The following is a 16162-nucleotide window of genomic DNA, read 5'->3' on the forward strand; positions in this document are numbered from 1 at the left end:
TCCGGGCCGTGACCTGCCACGCATGGCCCCGATTGTCTACCTAGTTCATGTCCGCAATGAGGCGGCCGTGCCTGCGGGTTTCCTCCAGCACCGCGCCAAAGGTGGTGAGCCCGCGGGCTTCCAGCATCGGCAGCATCTTGCAGAAGACCTCAGCCGTGGCGCGGGCATCCCCCATGGCGGTATGGCGCAGGGCAGGCGGAATGGTGACATCCAGACGGTCGCACAAGGCATCCAGCGTGTGTTCCTGCGATGCGCCGAACAGCACCGCACTGAGCAGCACGGTGTCCAGAACCGGTTGGTCCCAGGTCACGCCGGTGCGTTTGGCGTGCCGGTGCAGGAACGCCATGTCGAAGGGTGCGTTATGGGCGACGATCACCGCGTCGGAGGCAAACCGGTGAAACTGGCGGGCGGCGCTGGCTATTCCCGGGCGGCCGCGCACCATGGTATCAGTGATGCCATGCACTTTGGTCGCCGCCGCCGGGATTGGACGGCCGGGATTGACCAGGGTCTCAAACCTTTCGCTTTCGATGATCCGGCTGCGCACCACCCGCAGGGCGCCGATCTGCACGATTTCATCCTTGTGCGGCAGCAGGCCGGTTGTCTCGGTATCGAACACCACGTAACTCAGGGCGCTGAGCTTGCGGCCGTTCAGCTCCGTATGCTCAGCATCGAGCAGCGCAAAATCATAGACCAGCGGGCGGGACTCATCCGGTGCAAGGCCAGCATGGGCGCCTTCGAACAGGATGATATAGCCCGGGGCGCCGCCAAGGGGTTTCAGGCGGAGGTCGAACACCTGGCTGCCGCTGGCGCTTTTGACTTCCGCCTCAACCTCCTTGCCGCTGCGCACCAGACGGCCGTAGGCCGCCTCCAGGCCGGTCTGGTCCAGGTAGTCCGACAGCGGCGCATTCAGCCGCGGCAGCGCCTCCTGTGCAAGCACCGCGGCGGCCTGGCCGTCATAGAGCACGATCTGATGCGCCGGGCTGGCCATCACGGTGGCGATGGGAATGTCGGTGAGCAGCGCCGCCAGCCGGGCCTTCTCGGCTTCCAGATGTTCGGTTTCGCGGGCGATAGCCTCTGCCGCGTTCAGCGCCGAGGTGCCCAGCTGTCCAGCCAGGCCTTCGGCGGCGGCGGCCAGGTCGCCCAGGTAGCGGGCGCCGTGGGTATCCAGTTCCTTGCTCACCCCGGCATGGGCGCGGGCCCGCATGCCCGCAGCCAGGCGTTCGATCGGTTTGGCGACGTTTTCGTCGAACAGCAGCCAGATCCCGGCGCAAAGGCCAAGAATGGCAAAGCCGCTGAGCAGGCCGGAGAAGAGGAAGGCGTCGACCAGCGCAGGCTGGCCCGCACGGCTGTAGCCGAGCCACAGCGCGCCGCCGGTGACAGCGATGCCGCCAAGCGCCAGAAGGCAGAAGAACAGGAAGATCCGCAGCCGCAGCGACAAGCGAGTGTGCATGGCTATCCTCCGCAGGCGGTGGTCAGAATGGCATCATCGGCCTCTGCCGCGACCCAGTCCAGCCCCTTGGGCAGCCCGTCGCCGGAGAACGCCGCTGTGCCCGCGGCCAGCGCCCGGCGCCACTTGCCGCAGTCCAGCACTGCGGCCTTCTTGCTGACGGGCGCCCAGCGGCCGAAAAAGTAGAGATTGGCCAGAAAGACCTGCGGGTGCGCCGGGTGGCTTTTCATCGTAGCGGTGTCAACCGCGGCGAAACGGTCCACATAAGGCACCGCGTGCGTCCAGGGTCGGTAGAAGCTGCGGTTCTTGACGGTTTCCGCCACCACCAGCCCTTCGGGCAGTGCGGCCTTGGTGCGCGCGTACCAGCCGTATTCCGACGCGATGGTGACGCCGATCATCGCCAATCCCGCTGCCACCGGTGCAAACCAGCGAGGCAGCCGGCCCTTCAGCGTCCGGTTCAGCAGCATCACCACGCCGGCCGCGGCGATGCCCGCAAAAATCACCGCAATCAGTTCCAGAAACATTCGCTCTCCCCGCAGGCCTCCGGCCTTTTCATCTTTCTCAAAAAAACTCTCCCCGCGGGCTCCCGCATTCTCCGCAGGCGCAGCCGTCAGCTCAGCATTCCCTTACCGTGGCCTACCGCCGATTGCATTGTTTTTACCACAACAAAGGCGTCGCGCAGATGGCTTCTCTCAAAATCCGACAGATCCGAGGGTGCCAGGTAGTTATCCGGCGCCTGGCCGCCGCGGATCTGCGCCGCCTGATGCTCCAGCCGGGTCTGGGCGATCAGGTCGTAGGCATCCAGCAGGTCCCGCGCGCCGGAGGGGCTGAGCACGCCGGCGGCCTCCGCGGCCTCCAGCCGGGCGCGGGTGTTGACCCCGTCCAGCTGGCCTTGCAGGGCATAGACCCGGCCCAGGTCCACCACCGGCACCACGCCGTTGTGCTTCATGTCCAGCGTGTTGCGGTGCTCGCCCGAGCGGATGGTGGCCAGCCCGCGCAAGAGGCCCAGCGGCGGCGTGTGCTTCAGCGAGTTGGCGATCATATGGGCGGTGAAGATCGAATTGGCGCTTGCCGCCTTCAGCGTCTCCTGCTGCAGATCGGCAAACAGCGCCGCGTCGCCGCCGATGGGGCGCAGGTCGAACATCACCGAGGCGAGCATCTGCGCCTCCGGGTCCGGCTTGGCGATCCAGCCGCGGAAGTAGTTGCGCCAGGCGTGCAGCGGCTGCCGCCAGCGGGGATTGGAGGCCATCATGTCTCCGGGGCAATAGACATAGCCGCAGGTGTTGAGCCCGTCGCAGACGAACTTGGCGAGCTGCTCGAAATAGGGTTCGTCGCCCTCGGCCAGATCGTCGGACAGGATCAGGCAGTTGTCCTGGTCGGAGACGCCTGTCTGTTCGCGCCGCCCTTGCGAGCCGCAGGCGAGCCACAGGTAGGGCACCGGGGCGGGGCCCAGTTTCGCCTCGGCCAGCGCCAGCAGACGGCGGGTTGCGGTGTCGGCGATGTCGGTGATCAGGCGGGTGACCACCTCGTGCCGGTTGCCGCCCGCCACCAGCTGCACCAGCAGGCGGGGGATTTCGGCGGTGACCTTGGCCATCTCCCCGGCGGATCCGGCGCGGGCGATGGCAGAGACCATCTCGCCCGAGCTGACAGCCTGGAAACGGGTGAGGTCGGTTTGGGTCACGATGCCGGCGAGCTTGCCTGCCTCGACCACCGGGATGTGGCCGATGCCGTGCTCCATCATCATGTGCAGCACGTCGGAGCCGATGGCGGAGGGCGCCAGCGTCAGCGGGTCCGGGGTCATCACGTTGCAGACCGGGGTGGAGATCGGCTTGCCCTCGGCCAGGATCCTGGCTGTCAGGTCGCGGGTGGTGAGAATGCCTTGCAGGGTGTCCCCGTCGGTCACGCAGACGGAGGAGATGCGGCGGTCCCTCATCAGCTGCGCCGCACCCTGGCAGGTGAGGCCGCCGGAGCAGGTGACGGGATCGCGCGCCATGATCGCCTCGACGCGTGTGGTGGCCAGGCTGCCGGTGTCCGTGCTGCCGGGGCGGCGGCGGTCGAAGAATTTCGCGACCTTCGGCTGGCTGGCCATCAGGGCGTGGAAATCCGCCTTGGGCAGCAGCAGCAGCAAGGTGTCAGCGGTGGCCTGGGCCGAGGTCGCCGCCCGGCCGCCGCGGGTCAGCCCGCGTTCGCCAAAGGAATTGCGGGGGCCGAGAATGGAGACGGGGATGCCGTTCTCATCGGTCACTTCGACCTCGCCGGTGTGGACCAGGTAGAGCCCCTGCAGCTCCTCGTTCAGCGCATAGACGGGGTCGCCCGCGGCGGCCTCGATCTGGCGGAACTTGGGGGCCAGCTCCTGCAGCAGCGCCGGTTCCAGGCTGTCGTAGGGGTGGACCGAGGTCAGGAAGCGGAGCAGTGCGGCGTCAGATAGGGGCATGGTGGTACCTGCGTGAAATCAGGAAAAAAATGGTCCCGCCGAGTGTGAACCGGACGGGACCATGAGGAAAGAGGCGGGCCGCTGGGAGCAGCCCGCCCAGGGGAGTTTAGTGGTCCTGTGCGGCCCCGGCGCCGCGCGGGATGCGGACGCTTTCCACCAGCTCTTCGATCTCGGCGGGGATCGCCTCGGTCGATTTCGACACGAAGTAGGCCACCGCGAAGTTCACCATCGCGCCGATCGCACCGAAGGAGGTGGATTTGACGGTGCCCAGCAGGGGGTCCGCATCGGTGAAGGAGTTGGTGTCCGGGATGAACAGCCAGCCCTTGTGCAGGAAGATGTAGACCAGGGTCACGATCAGGCCTGCCAGCATGCCGGCCACGGCGCCCTTGTTGTTCACCTTGGTGAAGATGCCCATCATCAGTGCCGGGAAGATCGAGGCTGCGGCCAGGCCGAAGGCCAGTGCAACAGTCTGCGCGGCAAAGCCCGGCGGGTTCAGACCCAGGTAGGTTGCCACACCGATGGCCACGGCCATGGCGATACGGGCCGACAGCAGCTCGCCTTTTTCCGAGATGTTCGGGTTGATCGAGCCCTTGATCAGGTCGTGCGACACTGCCGAGGAAATCGCCAGCAAGAGGCCCGCAGCGGTGGACAGAGCAGCTGCCAGGCCGCCAGCCGCCACCAGACCGATCACCCAGCCCGGCAGGTTGGCAATCTCAGGATTGGCCAGAACCAGGATGTCGCGGTTGAAGTTGGTCAGCTCATTGCCGGCCCAGCCGTTGGCGTCGGCAGTTGCCTGCAGATCGGCGTTCTGGTCGTTGTAGTACTGGATCGCACCGTCGCCGTTCTTGTCTTCCCAGCCCAGAAGGCCGGTCTGCTGCCAGGTCGCCATCCAGTCGTACTTGGGATCTTCTTCGATCTGCTGCACGGTCACGGCGCCGCCTTCGATGCCGCCGTTCGGCCACATCATCTCGGTGATGTTCAGGCGGGCCATGGCGCCAACTGCCGGAGCGGTCAGGTAGAGCAGGGCAATGAACACCAGCGCCCAGCCGGCCGACCAGCGGGCATCAGCCACTTTCGGCACGGTGAAGAAGCGCATGATCACGTGGGGCAGGCCCGCGGTGCCGATCATCAGCGACAGGGTGAAGAGCACCATGTTGAAGGTGTCGGCGTGATGCGCGGTGTACTCGTTGAAGCCGAGCTCGGTCACGATGGCGTCCAGCTTGGCCAGCAGCGGCTCACCCGAGGCGGCATGATCGCCGAACAGGCCCAGGGCCGGGATCGGGTTGCCGGTCAGCTGAAGCGAGATAAAGATGGCCGGAATGGTGTAGGCCATGATCAGCACGCAGTACTGCGCTACCTGGGTGTAGGTCACGCCCTTCATGCCGCCGAACACGGCGTAGGCGAAGACCACACAGGCGCCGATCAGCAGGCCCGCGGTGTTGGAGACCTCCAGGAAGCGGCCGAAGGCCACGCCGACGCCGGTCATCTGGCCGATCACGTAAGTGGTCGAGGCCACGATCAGGCAGATCACAGCCACAACGCGCGCGGTGGGCGAATAAAACCGGTCGCCGATGAACTCGGACACGGTGAACTTGCCGAACTTGCGCAGGTAGGGCGCCAGCAGCAGCGCCAGCAGCACGTAGCCGCCGGTCCAGCCCATCAGGAAGGTGGAGTTGTCATAGCCGGTAAAGGCGATGAGGCCCGCCATCGAGATGAAGGAGGCCGCCGACATCCAGTCGGCCGCGGTGGCCATGCCGTTGGTGACGGGGTGAACGCCCCGGCCCGCGGCATAGAATTCAGATGTGGAGCCCGCGCGGGCCCAGATCGCGATGCCGATGTAAAGCGCAAAGGACGCGCCCACAAACAGCAGGTTGATGGTAAACTGGTCCATCTTATTCTTCCTCCACGCCGTATTCGCGGTCCAGCTTGTTCATCCGGAACGCGTAGAAAAAGATCAGCCCCAGGAACACCAGGATCGAGCCTTGCTGGGCGAACCAGAAGCCCAGATCGCTGCCGCCGACCTTGATGCCGGCAAGCATCGGGCGCAGCAGGATGCCGAAGCCGAATGAAACAACAGCCCAGATGATCAGGCTGATGATGATGATGCGTACATTGGCCGCCCAATAGCCCTTATCGGCTTCGGCGGCCTTTGCGGCGTTTGTGGTTTGATCCGCCATGGCGGCTCCTCCTTCTTCCTCCATGCCTGCCGTGCGGGAGCGCAGGGCAGACCTCCTCTGTTTGCCTGCCGCCGGGTTCACGGGCGTGCAGGCATGACTCCTCTGGTCCCGCAAGCGGGTCCATCGGGTATTCCAATGTCAGGGGACGGGGTCCTGCGGGTCAGGCAGGCCCCGTTTCTTGGTTGTTAGCTGGTGGCCTCGGTCACGATGGCCGCCATGTCCTGGGCGATGTCGTCGATACCGCCCATGGCATCTGTGGTCTCCAGAACGTCCTTGCTGCCGTAGTAGGCAATCAGCGGCGCGGTCTGCGCGTGATAGGCCTCCAGCCGGCTGGCAACGGTTTCCGCGTTATCGTCGGCGCGGCGTTTCATTTCGGTGCCGCCGCACTTGTCGCATTTGCCGGCTTCGGCGGGCTGCTTGAAGCTGTCGTGGTAACCCTCGCCGCAGCCAGCGCAGGTGTAGCGGCCGGAAATCCGCTCGACCATCGCGGCGTCGTCCACTTCGAGGCTGATCGCGGCGTTGATCTTCTGCCCGGTTTCCGCCAGCAGACCGTCCAGCGCCTCGGCCTGCACGGTGGTGCGGGGGAAGCCGTCGAGGATCACGCCCTTGGCGCAGTCCGGTTCCACCAGACGGTCGCGCAGGATGTTGATCACGATCTCGTCGCTGACCAGCTGGCCTGCTTCCATCACTGCTTTTGCGGCCAGCCCGGCGGGGGTTCCGGCGGCAACCGCCTCGCGCAGCAGGTCGCCGGTTGAGAGCTGCACATAGCCGAATTTTTCCTCCAGCATCCGCGCCTGGGTGCCCTTGCCGGCGCCCGGGGGGCCCAGCAGGATCAGAACGGCGGGACGGGTCATTACTTCCGTGGTCATCGTTCAATCACCCCTTGTTCGCGCGGTTTTCGATCAGGTCCTCGACCACCGACGGATCGGCGAGGGTCGAGGTGTCGCCCAGGGAGCCGAAGTCGTTCTCGGCGATCTTGCGCAGAATGCGGCGCATGATCTTGCCGGAGCGGGTTTTCGGCAGGCCGGGGGCCCACTGGATGACGTCCGGGGAGGCAATCGGGCCGATCTCGGTGCGGACCCAGGTGCGCAGCTCCTTCAGCAGCTCATCCGACGGCTCGCGGTCGTTCATCAGGGTCACGTAGCAGTAGATGCCCTGGCCCTTGATGTCATGCGGATAGCCCACGACGGCGGCCTCGGCCACGGCGGCATGGGCCACCAGCGCGCTTTCGACTTCAGCGGTGCCCATACGGTGGCCGGAGACGTTGATCACGTCGTCGACACGGCCGGTGATCCAGTAGTCGCCGTCCTCGTCGCGGCGGCAGCCGTCGCCGGTGAAGTAGTAGCCCTTGTAGTCCGAGAAATAGGTCTTCTCGAAGCGTTCATGGTCGCCCCAGACGGTGCGCATCTGGCCCGGCCAGCTGTCCTTGATGCACAGCACGCCTTCGACGCCGTTGCCGTCGATCTCGACACCGGACTGCGGGTCCAGCACCACCGGCTGGATGCCGAAGAAGGGCTTCATCGCGGCGCCGGGTTTGAGCGTGTGCGCGCCCGGCAGCGGGGTCATCAGATGGCCGCCGGTTTCGGTCTGCCACCAGGTGTCGACGATCGGCACGGTGCCTTTGCCGATCACGTTGTGATACCACTCCCAGGCTTCCGGGTTGATCGGCTCGCCCACGGTGCCTAGCACCTTGAGGTCGCTCAGGTCGCATTTCTCGACCCATTTGTCGCCCTGGCCCATCAGCGCGCGCAGCGCGGTGGGGGCGGTGTAGAACTGGTTCACCTTGTGCTTTTCGCAGACCTGCCAGAAGCGGGAGGCATCCGGGTAGGTCGGCACGCCCTCGAACATCAGGGTGGTGGCGCCATTGGCGAGCGGGCCGTAGACGATATAGCTGTGGCCGGTCACCCAGCCCACGTCCGCCGTGCACCAGTAGATGTCACCGTCATGGTAATCAAAGGTGATCTCATGGGTCATCGCGGCATAGGTCAGGTAGCCGCCGGAGGTGTGAACCACGCCCTTGGGCTGGCCGGTGGAGCCCGAGGTGTAGAGGATGAACAGCGGATCCTCGGCGTTCATTTCGGCCGGTTTGCAGTAGTCGTCCGCCTCCAGCGCCATCTCGTTGTAGTCATAGTCGCGCCCGTCCACCCAGGTGGTCTGGCCGCCGGTGCGCTTTACCACCAGGCATTTCACGCTGTCCTTGGTGTGCAGCAGGGCGGCGTCGGCGTTCGATTTCAGCGGGGTCTTACGGCCGCCGCGCGGCGCCTCGTCGGCGGTGATGATCACCTTGGCGTCGCAGCCGTTGATGCGGGCGGCCAGGGCGTCGGGGGAGAAACCGGCAAACACGATCGAATGAATGGCGCCGATGCGGGCGCAGGCCAGCATGGCATAGGCCGCTTCGGGGATCATCGGCAGATAGATGACAACCCGGTCGCCCTTGCGCACGCCCATCGACTCCAGGATGTTGGCCATCCGGCAGGTGCGGCGGTGCAGCTCCTTGTAGGTGATGTGCTGCGCGGCTTCCTCCGGGTCATCCGGCTCCCAGATGATTGCGGTCTGACCGCCGCGGGTGTCCAGGTGGCGGTCGATGCAGTTGGCGGAAACGTTCAGGGTGCCGTCGGCGTACCAGTTGATCGAGACATTGCCGAAGTTGTAGTTCACGTCCTTCACCTGGGTGAAGGGCTTGATCCAGTCGATACGCTTGCCCTGTTCGCCCCAGAACCCTTCGGGATCGGACAGCGAGGCCTCGTACATCTCCTGATACTTGGCGGCATTCACATGCGCCCGGGCAACGGTTTCGTCGGACGGCGGATAGACAGCGTCTGCGTGCAGCGCGTTCATTCGGTTTCCTCCCAGAATTTCATTGGCAAGACAAACGACAACGCTGTGCCGTGGCTGTCAAACCGTTTCCTCCTGAGACCAGATAATACCGCAGTCTGAAAATTTGTGAATAAAATGCCGGTATCAAAGGATTTATCTGTAAACGAATTTCAGGAATCCGGCGCTGGTTGAAAACAAATTTGCATGCGGACGCATACCGGCGCTTGTTTTCAAGGGCTTTTCTGTAAATTCCAGTGCGGCGCAATTGCCGCCTGCCGGCCTGATATTGGCCCGGGGGCGGCGTCCTGCCGCAGGGCGGGGCGGCCAGCCGCCTGCGGCATATTGTGCCCAGGGGCGGAGAAGGCGCCAGCCGCGCCGCGCGAGTCGCTGCGTCATCTTTGCAGCCGGGGGGCTTGGCAGGGCGCATCCCTGCCGCTAGCCTGACTGACAAGCGTCCAGGCCGGATTTCCGTTTGCCGGCAGTCACAAGGGCGCAATTCGGGAGAGTTACATCATGAACAGATTTCTGACTGCCGCCGTGGCGGCTGCTGCGGGTTTTGCCATCGCCGGGGAGGCCGCAGCCACCGAGTGGAACGTGTCCCTGTGGGGCAAGCGCCGGGCCTTTACCGAACATGTGGAGAAACTGGCGGAGCTGGTTTCCGAGAAAACCGGCGGCGAGTTCACCCTGAACATCAGCTATGGCGGGCTGTCGAAGAACAAGGAAAACCTCGACGGCATCTCCATCGGCGCCTTTGAAATGGCGCAGTTCTGCGCCGGCTACCACCGCGACAAGAACCCGACCATCACCGTGCTGGAGCTGCCGTTCCTGGGCGTGAACACGCTGGAAGAAGAGGTGGCAGTGTCCCATGCGGTCTATGCCCATCCGGCGGTGCAGGCGGATCTGGCGCGCTGGAACGCCAAGCTGCTGATGACCTCGCCGATGCCGCAGTACAATATCGTCGGCACCGGCGAGCCGCGCGACGAGCTGGTAGAGTTCAAGGACATGCGGGTGCGCGCCACCGGCGGCATCGGCCAGGCGTTCTCCGCCGTGGGCGCGGTGCCGACCTCGGTGACCGCCACCGAGGCCTACAATGCGATGGAATCCGGCGTCGTCGACACCGTCGCCTTTGCCCAGCACGCGCATCTCAGCTTCGGCACCATCAACAAGGCCGACTGGTGGACCGCCAACCTGAACCCCGGCACCGTGAACTGCCCGGTGGTGGTCAACACCGATGCCTATGACGCCCTGAGCGATGCCGAGCGCGAGGCGCTGGACAGCTCGGTGGATGAGGCGATTGCCCATTACCTGGAAAACTACGGCGCGCTGCTGACCAAATGGGACAGCGTGCTGGAGGAGAAGGGCGTCGAGAAGGTGATGATCTCCGACGAGCAGCTGGCCGAGTTCCGCAAGGTGGCCGCTGACCCGATCCGCGAAAAGTGGATCGAGGATATGAGCGCTCAGGGATTGCCGGCGCAGGAACTCTATGACCTGGTGCAGAAAACCCTGAGCGACGTGCGCTCGGGCAGCTGAGGCTGATAGAACTGGAAGGGGCCGGGCAGGACAGCACCGGCCCTTTCTGTCTTTGGCGATACGGAAATGACGGGGGCAGGGCATGGCAGGCAGCGCGGCGGTGCTGGAGGATGGCAGCCTGATCAGCAGGCTGGACAGGGGATTGCTGAAGGCGGAGCAATTGCTGGCGCTGCTGAGCGGCATTGCGGTGTTCTCGCTGATGATCCTGGCGGTGGTTTCGGTTGGCGGGCGCAATGCGATGAATGCGCCGCTGCCCGGCTATGTCGACTGGATCGAGCAGATCATGCCGCTGATCGCCTTCATGGGCATCGCCTATGTACAGCGTCAGGGCGGCCATATCCGCATGGACATCTTCATCGGCGCTTTGAGGGGCCGCGCGCTGTGGCTGTTTGAGCTGGTCTCAGTCGTCCTGATCCTCTTGCTGATTCTGGCGCTGGTCTGGGGCAGCTGGTCGCATTTCCTGCGCTCCTTCGACTTCGCTGCGCCGCTGTGGAGCCGCGACAGCTCCATCGACATCGGCCTGCCGATCTGGCCCGCCAAGCTGCTGGCGCCGGTGGCCTTTGCGGTGCTGGCCCTGCGGCTGATGCTGCAGGTCTGGGGCTACGGGCGGGCGCTGGTGCTGGGGCTGGAGGCGCCGGTGGCGGTGCCGCTGATCCAKAGCGCGGCAGAGCAGGCGGCAGCTGAGGCGGACCAGCTGGCCGGCCATGACACAAACGGCAGCGGGCAGGGATAGGGCTGATGGAACCGATTGAAATCGGCCTGTGGGTCACGGGCGGTCTGCTCGTGATGGTGGTGCTGGGGATGCGGGTGGCCTTTGCGGCCGGGCTTGCGGGGCTTGCGGGCCTCATCTGGATCTTCTGGGCCAAGTTCGGCTATGATCCGGGGCGGTTCGGCAAGGCGCTGACCATTGCGGTGAAGACCGCAGGCCAGGTGCCGCACTCCAAGGTTTCCAGCCAAGCGCTGAGCCTGATCCCCACCTTCATCCTGATCGGCTATCTCGCCTACTATGCGGGCCTGACCCGCGCGCTGTTCGAGGCTGCGAAACGCTGGGTTGCCTGGCTGCCGGGCGGGCTGGCGGTGTCTACCGTTTTTGCCACCGCGGGCTTTGCCGCGGTGTCGGGCGCGTCCGTGGCCACCTCAGCTGTCTTTGCCCGCATCGCCATCCCGGAGATGCTGGAGATCGGCTATGACAAGCGCTTCGCCGCCGGGGTGGTCGCGGCCGGCGGCACCCTGGCGTCGCTGATCCCGCCCTCTGCCATCCTGGTCATTTACGCGATCATCGTTGAGCAGGATGTGGGCAAGCTGCTGCTGGCGGGTTTCATCCCGGGCGCCTTCTCAGCTGTGGTCTACGGGCTGCTGATCGTTGGCATCGCGGTGATCTTCAAAACCGTCGGCCCGCCGGTCAAGGGCTTCACCTGGGGCCAGCGGTTTGCGGCGCTGCCCGGCGCGCTGCCGATCGTTTTGGTGGTGCTGATTATTATCTGCTTTGTCTACAACCCCTTTGGCGGCGATGCCTGGGGCACCCCGACCGAAGGCGGCGCCATCGGCGCCTTCATCGTGTTCCTTTATGCATTGAAGGAAGGGATGAAATGGGGGGAACTGAAATCAGCGCTTCTGGAGACAGCCAAGCTGACGGTGATGATCTTCACCATCATCTGGGGCGTCCTGATTTATGTGCGCTTCCTCGGCTTTGCCGATCTGCCGGGGGCGTTTTCGGACTGGATCACCTCTCTGGAGATGTCGCCGATGCTGATCCTGATCTGCATCCTCTTGGCCTATGCAGTGCTGGGGATGTTCATGGATGCCATCGGCATGCTGCTGCTGACACTGCCGGTGGTCTACCCGGCAGTGATGGCGCTGAACGGCGGCGAGAGCGTTGCCGCAGTAGACAGCGCCTTTGGCATGAGCGGCACCATGTGCGCGATCTGGTTCGGCATCCTGGTGGTGAAAATGGCCGAGTTCTGCCTGATCACCCCGCCGATCGGGCTCAACTGTTTCGTGGTGGCAGGCGTGCGCCCTGACCTGAGCGTGCAGGACGTGTTCCGCGGCGTGACGCCGTTCTTCATTGCGGATGCGGTGACCATCGCCCTGCTGGTGGCGTTCCCCGGGATTGTGCTCTACCTGCCGTCCTTGGCCGGGTAGAGAAGGGCGCTCAGGCTCTCCGAAGCAGATCGGCTTGGCAGCGGGCGGCGCAGGGCCTATATGGCGCGGCATGAGAGATTTTGCCCCACTGCACCAGGCTGCGCGTTTGAGCGTGGCGCCCATGATGGACTGGACCGACCGGCACTGCCGCTATCTGCACCGGCTGCTGAGCCGCGAGGCGCTGCTGTACACCGAGATGGTGACCGCGCCGGCGCTGGTGCGGGGCGGGGCGCTGCATTTGCTGGAGTTCAACGCCGACGAACACCCGGTGGCGCTGCAGCTGGGCGGCTCGGACCCGGAGGAGCTGGCAGAGGCGGCGCGGCTGGGTGCCGAGGCCGGCTATGATGAGATCAACCTCAACTGCGGCTGCCCCAGCGACCGGGTGCAATCCGGCGCCTTCGGGGCGGTGCTGATGCAGACGCCGGAGCTGGTGGCCGATTGTGTGGCTGCCATGCGCGAAGCGGTGGATGTGGAAGTCACCGTCAAATGCCGTATCGGCGTGGATGAGCAGGAGCCGGAACAGGTGCTGCCGGATTTCCTGGAGAAGATCCGCGCAGCCGGCTGCAAGCGGGTCACCATCCACGCGCGCAAGGCCTGGCTGCAGGGGCTGTCGCCGAAGGAGAACCGGGACATTCCACCGCTGGACTATGACCTTGTACACCTGATGAAGGCGGCGTTTCCGGATCTGCATGTCTCGATCAACGGCGGTATTGCCACGCTGGCTGAGGCCAAGGCGCATCTGGAGCGGGGGCTGGACGGGGTGATGGTGGGGCGTGCGGCCTATCACCAGCCAGCCGATGTTCTCTGTGCGGCGGATCCTGAGATCTACGGCACCGGCGCGGTGAGTGACGCGGGCGAGGCGGTTCGGCAGATGCTGCCCTATATCGAGGCGCGGCTCAGCGAGGGGGCCAAGCTCAACCAGATCACCCGCCACATGCTGGGGCTGTTTGCGGGCAAGCCGGGTGCGCGGCAATGGCGGCGGATGCTGTCCGAGGGCGCCTGCCGGGCCGGGGCCGGTCCGGATCTGGTGCAGGAGGCGCTGGCACAGGTGGAGACCCGCGCCGCAGCGTGACTGTACGCCTCACGCGCTAGTGCCTTGTGCAGGCGGGGAACCGCCGCTAACCCTTTGCCGGAGACGCAAAAGCCCGAGGTACCCCGCATGACCGATCCTGCCATCACCGCAGCCTTGTTGCCAGAGCCCGCGCTGCTGTTGCAGATGGCGGGGCTTCTGGTGGTGATCGGCGCCTTTGCGGGCGTTCTGGCCGGTCTTTTGGGCGTTGGCGGCGGCATCGTGCTGGTGCCTGCTTTCTTTTATGCGTTCCAGACGCTGGGCTATGGCGGCGATCAGCTGATGCAGATCTGCCTGGCCACCTCTCTGGCGACGATCATCGTGACCTCGCTGCGCTCTGTCATGAGCCACAACAAGAAGGGCGCGGTGGATTGGGAAATCCTGCGCGGCTGGGGCATTGGCATCGCGCTCGGCGCCGTGGTGGGCGTGCTGGCGGCCTCCGCCCTGCGCTCCACCGTTCTGCAGGGGGTGTTTGGCGGGCTGGCGCTGGTCATTGGCTGCTACCTGGGGCTGGGCCGGTCTGAGTGGCGGCTGGCCGAAGCGATGCCCAAGGGCGTCAAGCGGATGGCGCTGTCGCCTGCGGTCGGCTTCCTGTCGGTGCTGATGGGGATCGGCGGCGGCAGTTTCGGGGTGCCGTTGATGACCCTGCACGGGGTGGCGGTGCACCGGGCGGTGGCGACCGCTGCGGGCTTTGGCGTGATCATTGCGGTGCCCTCGGTTGCCGGTTTCCTGCTGCTGGAGGTGGATCCGGCCGCGCGTCCGCCCTTGACCATCGGCGCGGTCAATCTGGTGGCGTTCTTCATCGTGATTGCGATGACGCTGATCACCGCGCCCTGGGGGGTGAAGCTGGCCCATGCGATGGATCCGAAGCCCTTGAAGCGGGTGTTCGGGGCCTTCCTGGTGCTGGTGGCGCTCAACATGCTGCGCAAGGCCTTTGGCTACTGAGGGTATGAAGATGCAGGATCCGTTTGCGCAGTATCAGGACAAGGGCTGGGTGCGGTTCGGCCATGATCCGCAGATCGCGGCCTGGGCCGCCGATGCCCTGCCGCACGGAGTGGTCTCGCTGGAGGATCCGGCCTGCGCCGAGTGGTTCCAGTGCGAGCGGACCTGGTTCATCGGCGTTGATGCGCTGCCGAATGATGCGCGTGGCCGATTGCCTGATGGGCCGCCGCTGGCTGGTGCACCTGTCGATTTCATCAGGCGTTACCTCGGCCCTATTCCGGACCTGCACCGGGCGCAGGTGTCGTCAGTGTTTCCGGGCTATCCGCGGCCGCGCCCGGGCGAGGGCGAGGCCGCTTTCCGCTACCGCGTCAAGCGCGATGCGGCGCATGTGGACGGGGTCAAGATGTACGGCGGGCACCGCCGCCGCAAGGTGGAGGAGCCGCATGCCTGGGTGCTGGGCATCCCGCTGAATGAAAGCAGCCCGGATGCGGCGCCGCTGTCGGTCTGGGAGGGCAGCCACAGGATCATGCGCCGCGCCTTTGCCGCCGCGTTCGAGGGGGTATCTCCTGCGGACTGGGCGGAAGTGGATGTGACCGATGCCTACACGGCAGCCCGCGCCGAGGTGTTCGAGACCTGTCCGCGGATCACGGTGCACGCAAGGCCCGGCGAGTCCTACTTGATGCACCGGTTGTGCCTGCACGGGGTCGCGCCCTGGGGTGAGGGGGCAAGCGCGCCGGCAGAGGGCCGCATGATCGCCTATTTCCGCCCGGAGCTGGCGGATTGGACCAAGGGGTGGCTGGCGAAGGGGTAGCCGGCAAAGCCTCACCAGTCTGGAGACATTCTAGCCCTCGATCCACATGAGTGTTCCCCAAAAGGAGAGGCACATCACCGTCCACTCGGCGGATACAGGCAGGGCGTGATTGAAGTTCATCAGCCTGCCAGGCTCTCGGTTTTCTTGCCGTGTTTCGGGCGGCGATTTCAGAAAAAGCGAGAAGTTAGCAAGTGCCCTGATTGAGAATGCTGTAACCCCGATCCAGAAAAGCAAAGGCGCAATACGAAACATGAGGGCCATGGTGAATCCACCAATACAAAGAGCAGTAACAACAAGCAGCTTATTGCCGTAAGACAGAAGTCGGGAGCTGTTTTGTGCAGTCATCATAAATCCATGCCTGTCAATGGAAGTGGCTTCGAAATTGGCCCTGTAGCTTACACAACGCCACAAGTAACCGGTATGACGTGCTGCCAGTTCACGGGAGTGGCCCACTAATTTCAAATAGGTCAGCAATTCTACCCAATGTTTCGCGCGCGAAACATTGGGTCAGTGCTTATTCCGAATGTTTGACAAACGCTTACCCATCCGCGCGCCGCGTTAGCTGCGCTTTAACCTTGCGCCGCGGCCGCCGCGGCGCTTGACCAGTTTGCTGGCGCGGGCGGGCAGGTCGTTCATGATGCCGGCGCGCTCCTCGTTGGTCATCTTGGACCAGTCGCGGATCTCGTCGATGGAGCGGTAGCAGCCGGTGCAGATGCGGGCCTCGGGGTGGACGACGCAGATCTTGATGCAGGGGGACTGGATCTCGTCCCGTTTCCAAACGTCGTCAGTCATC

15 protein-coding genes are annotated in these 16162 nt (G+C 64.9%); 6 read left to right on the forward strand and 9 right to left on the reverse strand.

All coding sequences use genetic code 11. From position 1 onward, the window contains the following. Positions 1–40: 40 nt before the first annotated feature. From GKC28_RS00575 to acs, 7 genes are all read right to left on the reverse strand, one after another. Positions 41–1450: a 3'-5' exonuclease gene (locus tag GKC28_RS00575; RefSeq protein WP_174144534.1), complete on the reverse strand. Its 1410-nt coding sequence runs from the start codon at positions 1448–1450 to the stop codon at positions 41–43. 2 nt (positions 1451–1452) lie between these two features. Further along, a complete protein-coding gene (locus tag GKC28_RS00580; protein WP_174144536.1) occupies positions 1453–1971 on the reverse strand; it encodes a hypothetical protein in 519 nt (172 codons plus the stop codon). 86 nt (positions 1972–2057) lie between these two features. Then, positions 2058–3881, reverse strand: a complete 1824-nt coding sequence (locus GKC28_RS00585; RefSeq protein WP_174144538.1) for a DUF294 nucleotidyltransferase-like domain-containing protein — start codon at positions 3879–3881, stop codon at positions 2058–2060. Positions 3882–3987: 106 nt separating this feature from the next. Further along, entirely contained in the window at positions 3988–5772 is a 1785-nt protein-coding gene (locus GKC28_RS00590) for a sodium:solute symporter family protein (protein WP_174144540.1), read from the reverse strand. 1 nt (position 5773) lies between these two features. After that, the gene (locus tag GKC28_RS00595; protein ID WP_174144542.1) at positions 5774–6058 is read right to left on the reverse strand and encodes a DUF4212 domain-containing protein; all 285 of its coding nucleotides are present in this window, start codon (positions 6056–6058) and stop codon (positions 5774–5776) included. A 185-nt stretch (positions 6059–6243) separates the two neighbouring features. Next, positions 6244–6927, reverse strand: coding sequence for an adenylate kinase (locus tag GKC28_RS00600; RefSeq protein ID WP_174144544.1), 684 nt, complete (start codon positions 6925–6927; stop codon positions 6244–6246). A gap of 7 nt (positions 6928–6934) precedes the next feature. Then, on the reverse strand, positions 6935–8896 hold the full coding sequence (gene acs / locus GKC28_RS00605; protein WP_174144546.1) for an acetate--CoA ligase: 1962 nt from the start codon (positions 8894–8896) through the stop codon (positions 6935–6937). Between the two features lie 492 nt (positions 8897–9388). Between acs and GKC28_RS00610 the strand changes: the two genes are divergently transcribed. From GKC28_RS00610 to GKC28_RS00635, 6 genes are all read left to right on the forward strand, one after another. After that, positions 9389–10405, forward strand: a complete 1017-nt coding sequence (locus GKC28_RS00610) for a C4-dicarboxylate TRAP transporter substrate-binding protein (RefSeq protein WP_174144548.1) — start codon at positions 9389–9391, stop codon at positions 10403–10405. Positions 10406–10487: 82 nt separating this feature from the next. Further along, positions 10488–11138: a TRAP transporter small permease subunit gene (locus GKC28_RS00615; protein WP_174144550.1), complete on the forward strand. Its 651-nt coding sequence runs from the start codon at positions 10488–10490 to the stop codon at positions 11136–11138. Positions 11139–11143: 5 nt separating this feature from the next. After that, positions 11144–12547 (forward strand): TRAP transporter large permease, encoded by a 1404-nt coding sequence (locus GKC28_RS00620; RefSeq protein ID WP_174144552.1) that lies wholly within the window; start codon positions 11144–11146, stop codon positions 12545–12547. Positions 12548–12617: 70 nt separating this feature from the next. Further along, a complete protein-coding gene (gene dusA, locus GKC28_RS00625; RefSeq protein WP_174144554.1) occupies positions 12618–13619 on the forward strand; it encodes a tRNA dihydrouridine(20/20a) synthase DusA in 1002 nt (333 codons plus the stop codon). An 87-nt stretch (positions 13620–13706) separates the two neighbouring features. Beyond that, complete coding sequence (locus GKC28_RS00630; RefSeq protein ID WP_174144556.1) at positions 13707–14561, forward strand: sulfite exporter TauE/SafE family protein; 855 nt, start codon at positions 13707–13709, stop codon at positions 14559–14561. Between the two features lie 10 nt (positions 14562–14571). Next, on the forward strand, positions 14572–15369 hold the full coding sequence (locus GKC28_RS00635; RefSeq protein WP_174144558.1) for a hypothetical protein: 798 nt from the start codon (positions 14572–14574) through the stop codon (positions 15367–15369). 30 nt (positions 15370–15399) lie between these two features. Here the strand turns inward: GKC28_RS00635 and GKC28_RS00640 are convergent, their stop codons facing one another. After that, the gene (locus GKC28_RS00640) at positions 15400–15717 is read right to left on the reverse strand and encodes a hypothetical protein (RefSeq protein ID WP_174144560.1); all 318 of its coding nucleotides are present in this window, start codon (positions 15715–15717) and stop codon (positions 15400–15402) included. A gap of 210 nt (positions 15718–15927) precedes the next feature. Further along, a complete protein-coding gene (locus GKC28_RS00645; protein WP_039169861.1) occupies positions 15928–16161 on the reverse strand; it encodes a DUF1289 domain-containing protein in 234 nt (77 codons plus the stop codon). Position 16162 lies beyond the last annotated feature (1 nt).

Origin of the sequence: Leisingera sp. ANG59 (genome assembly GCF_013317235.1) — a bacterium.
GTDB lineage: Bacteria > Pseudomonadota > Alphaproteobacteria > Rhodobacterales > Rhodobacteraceae > Leisingera.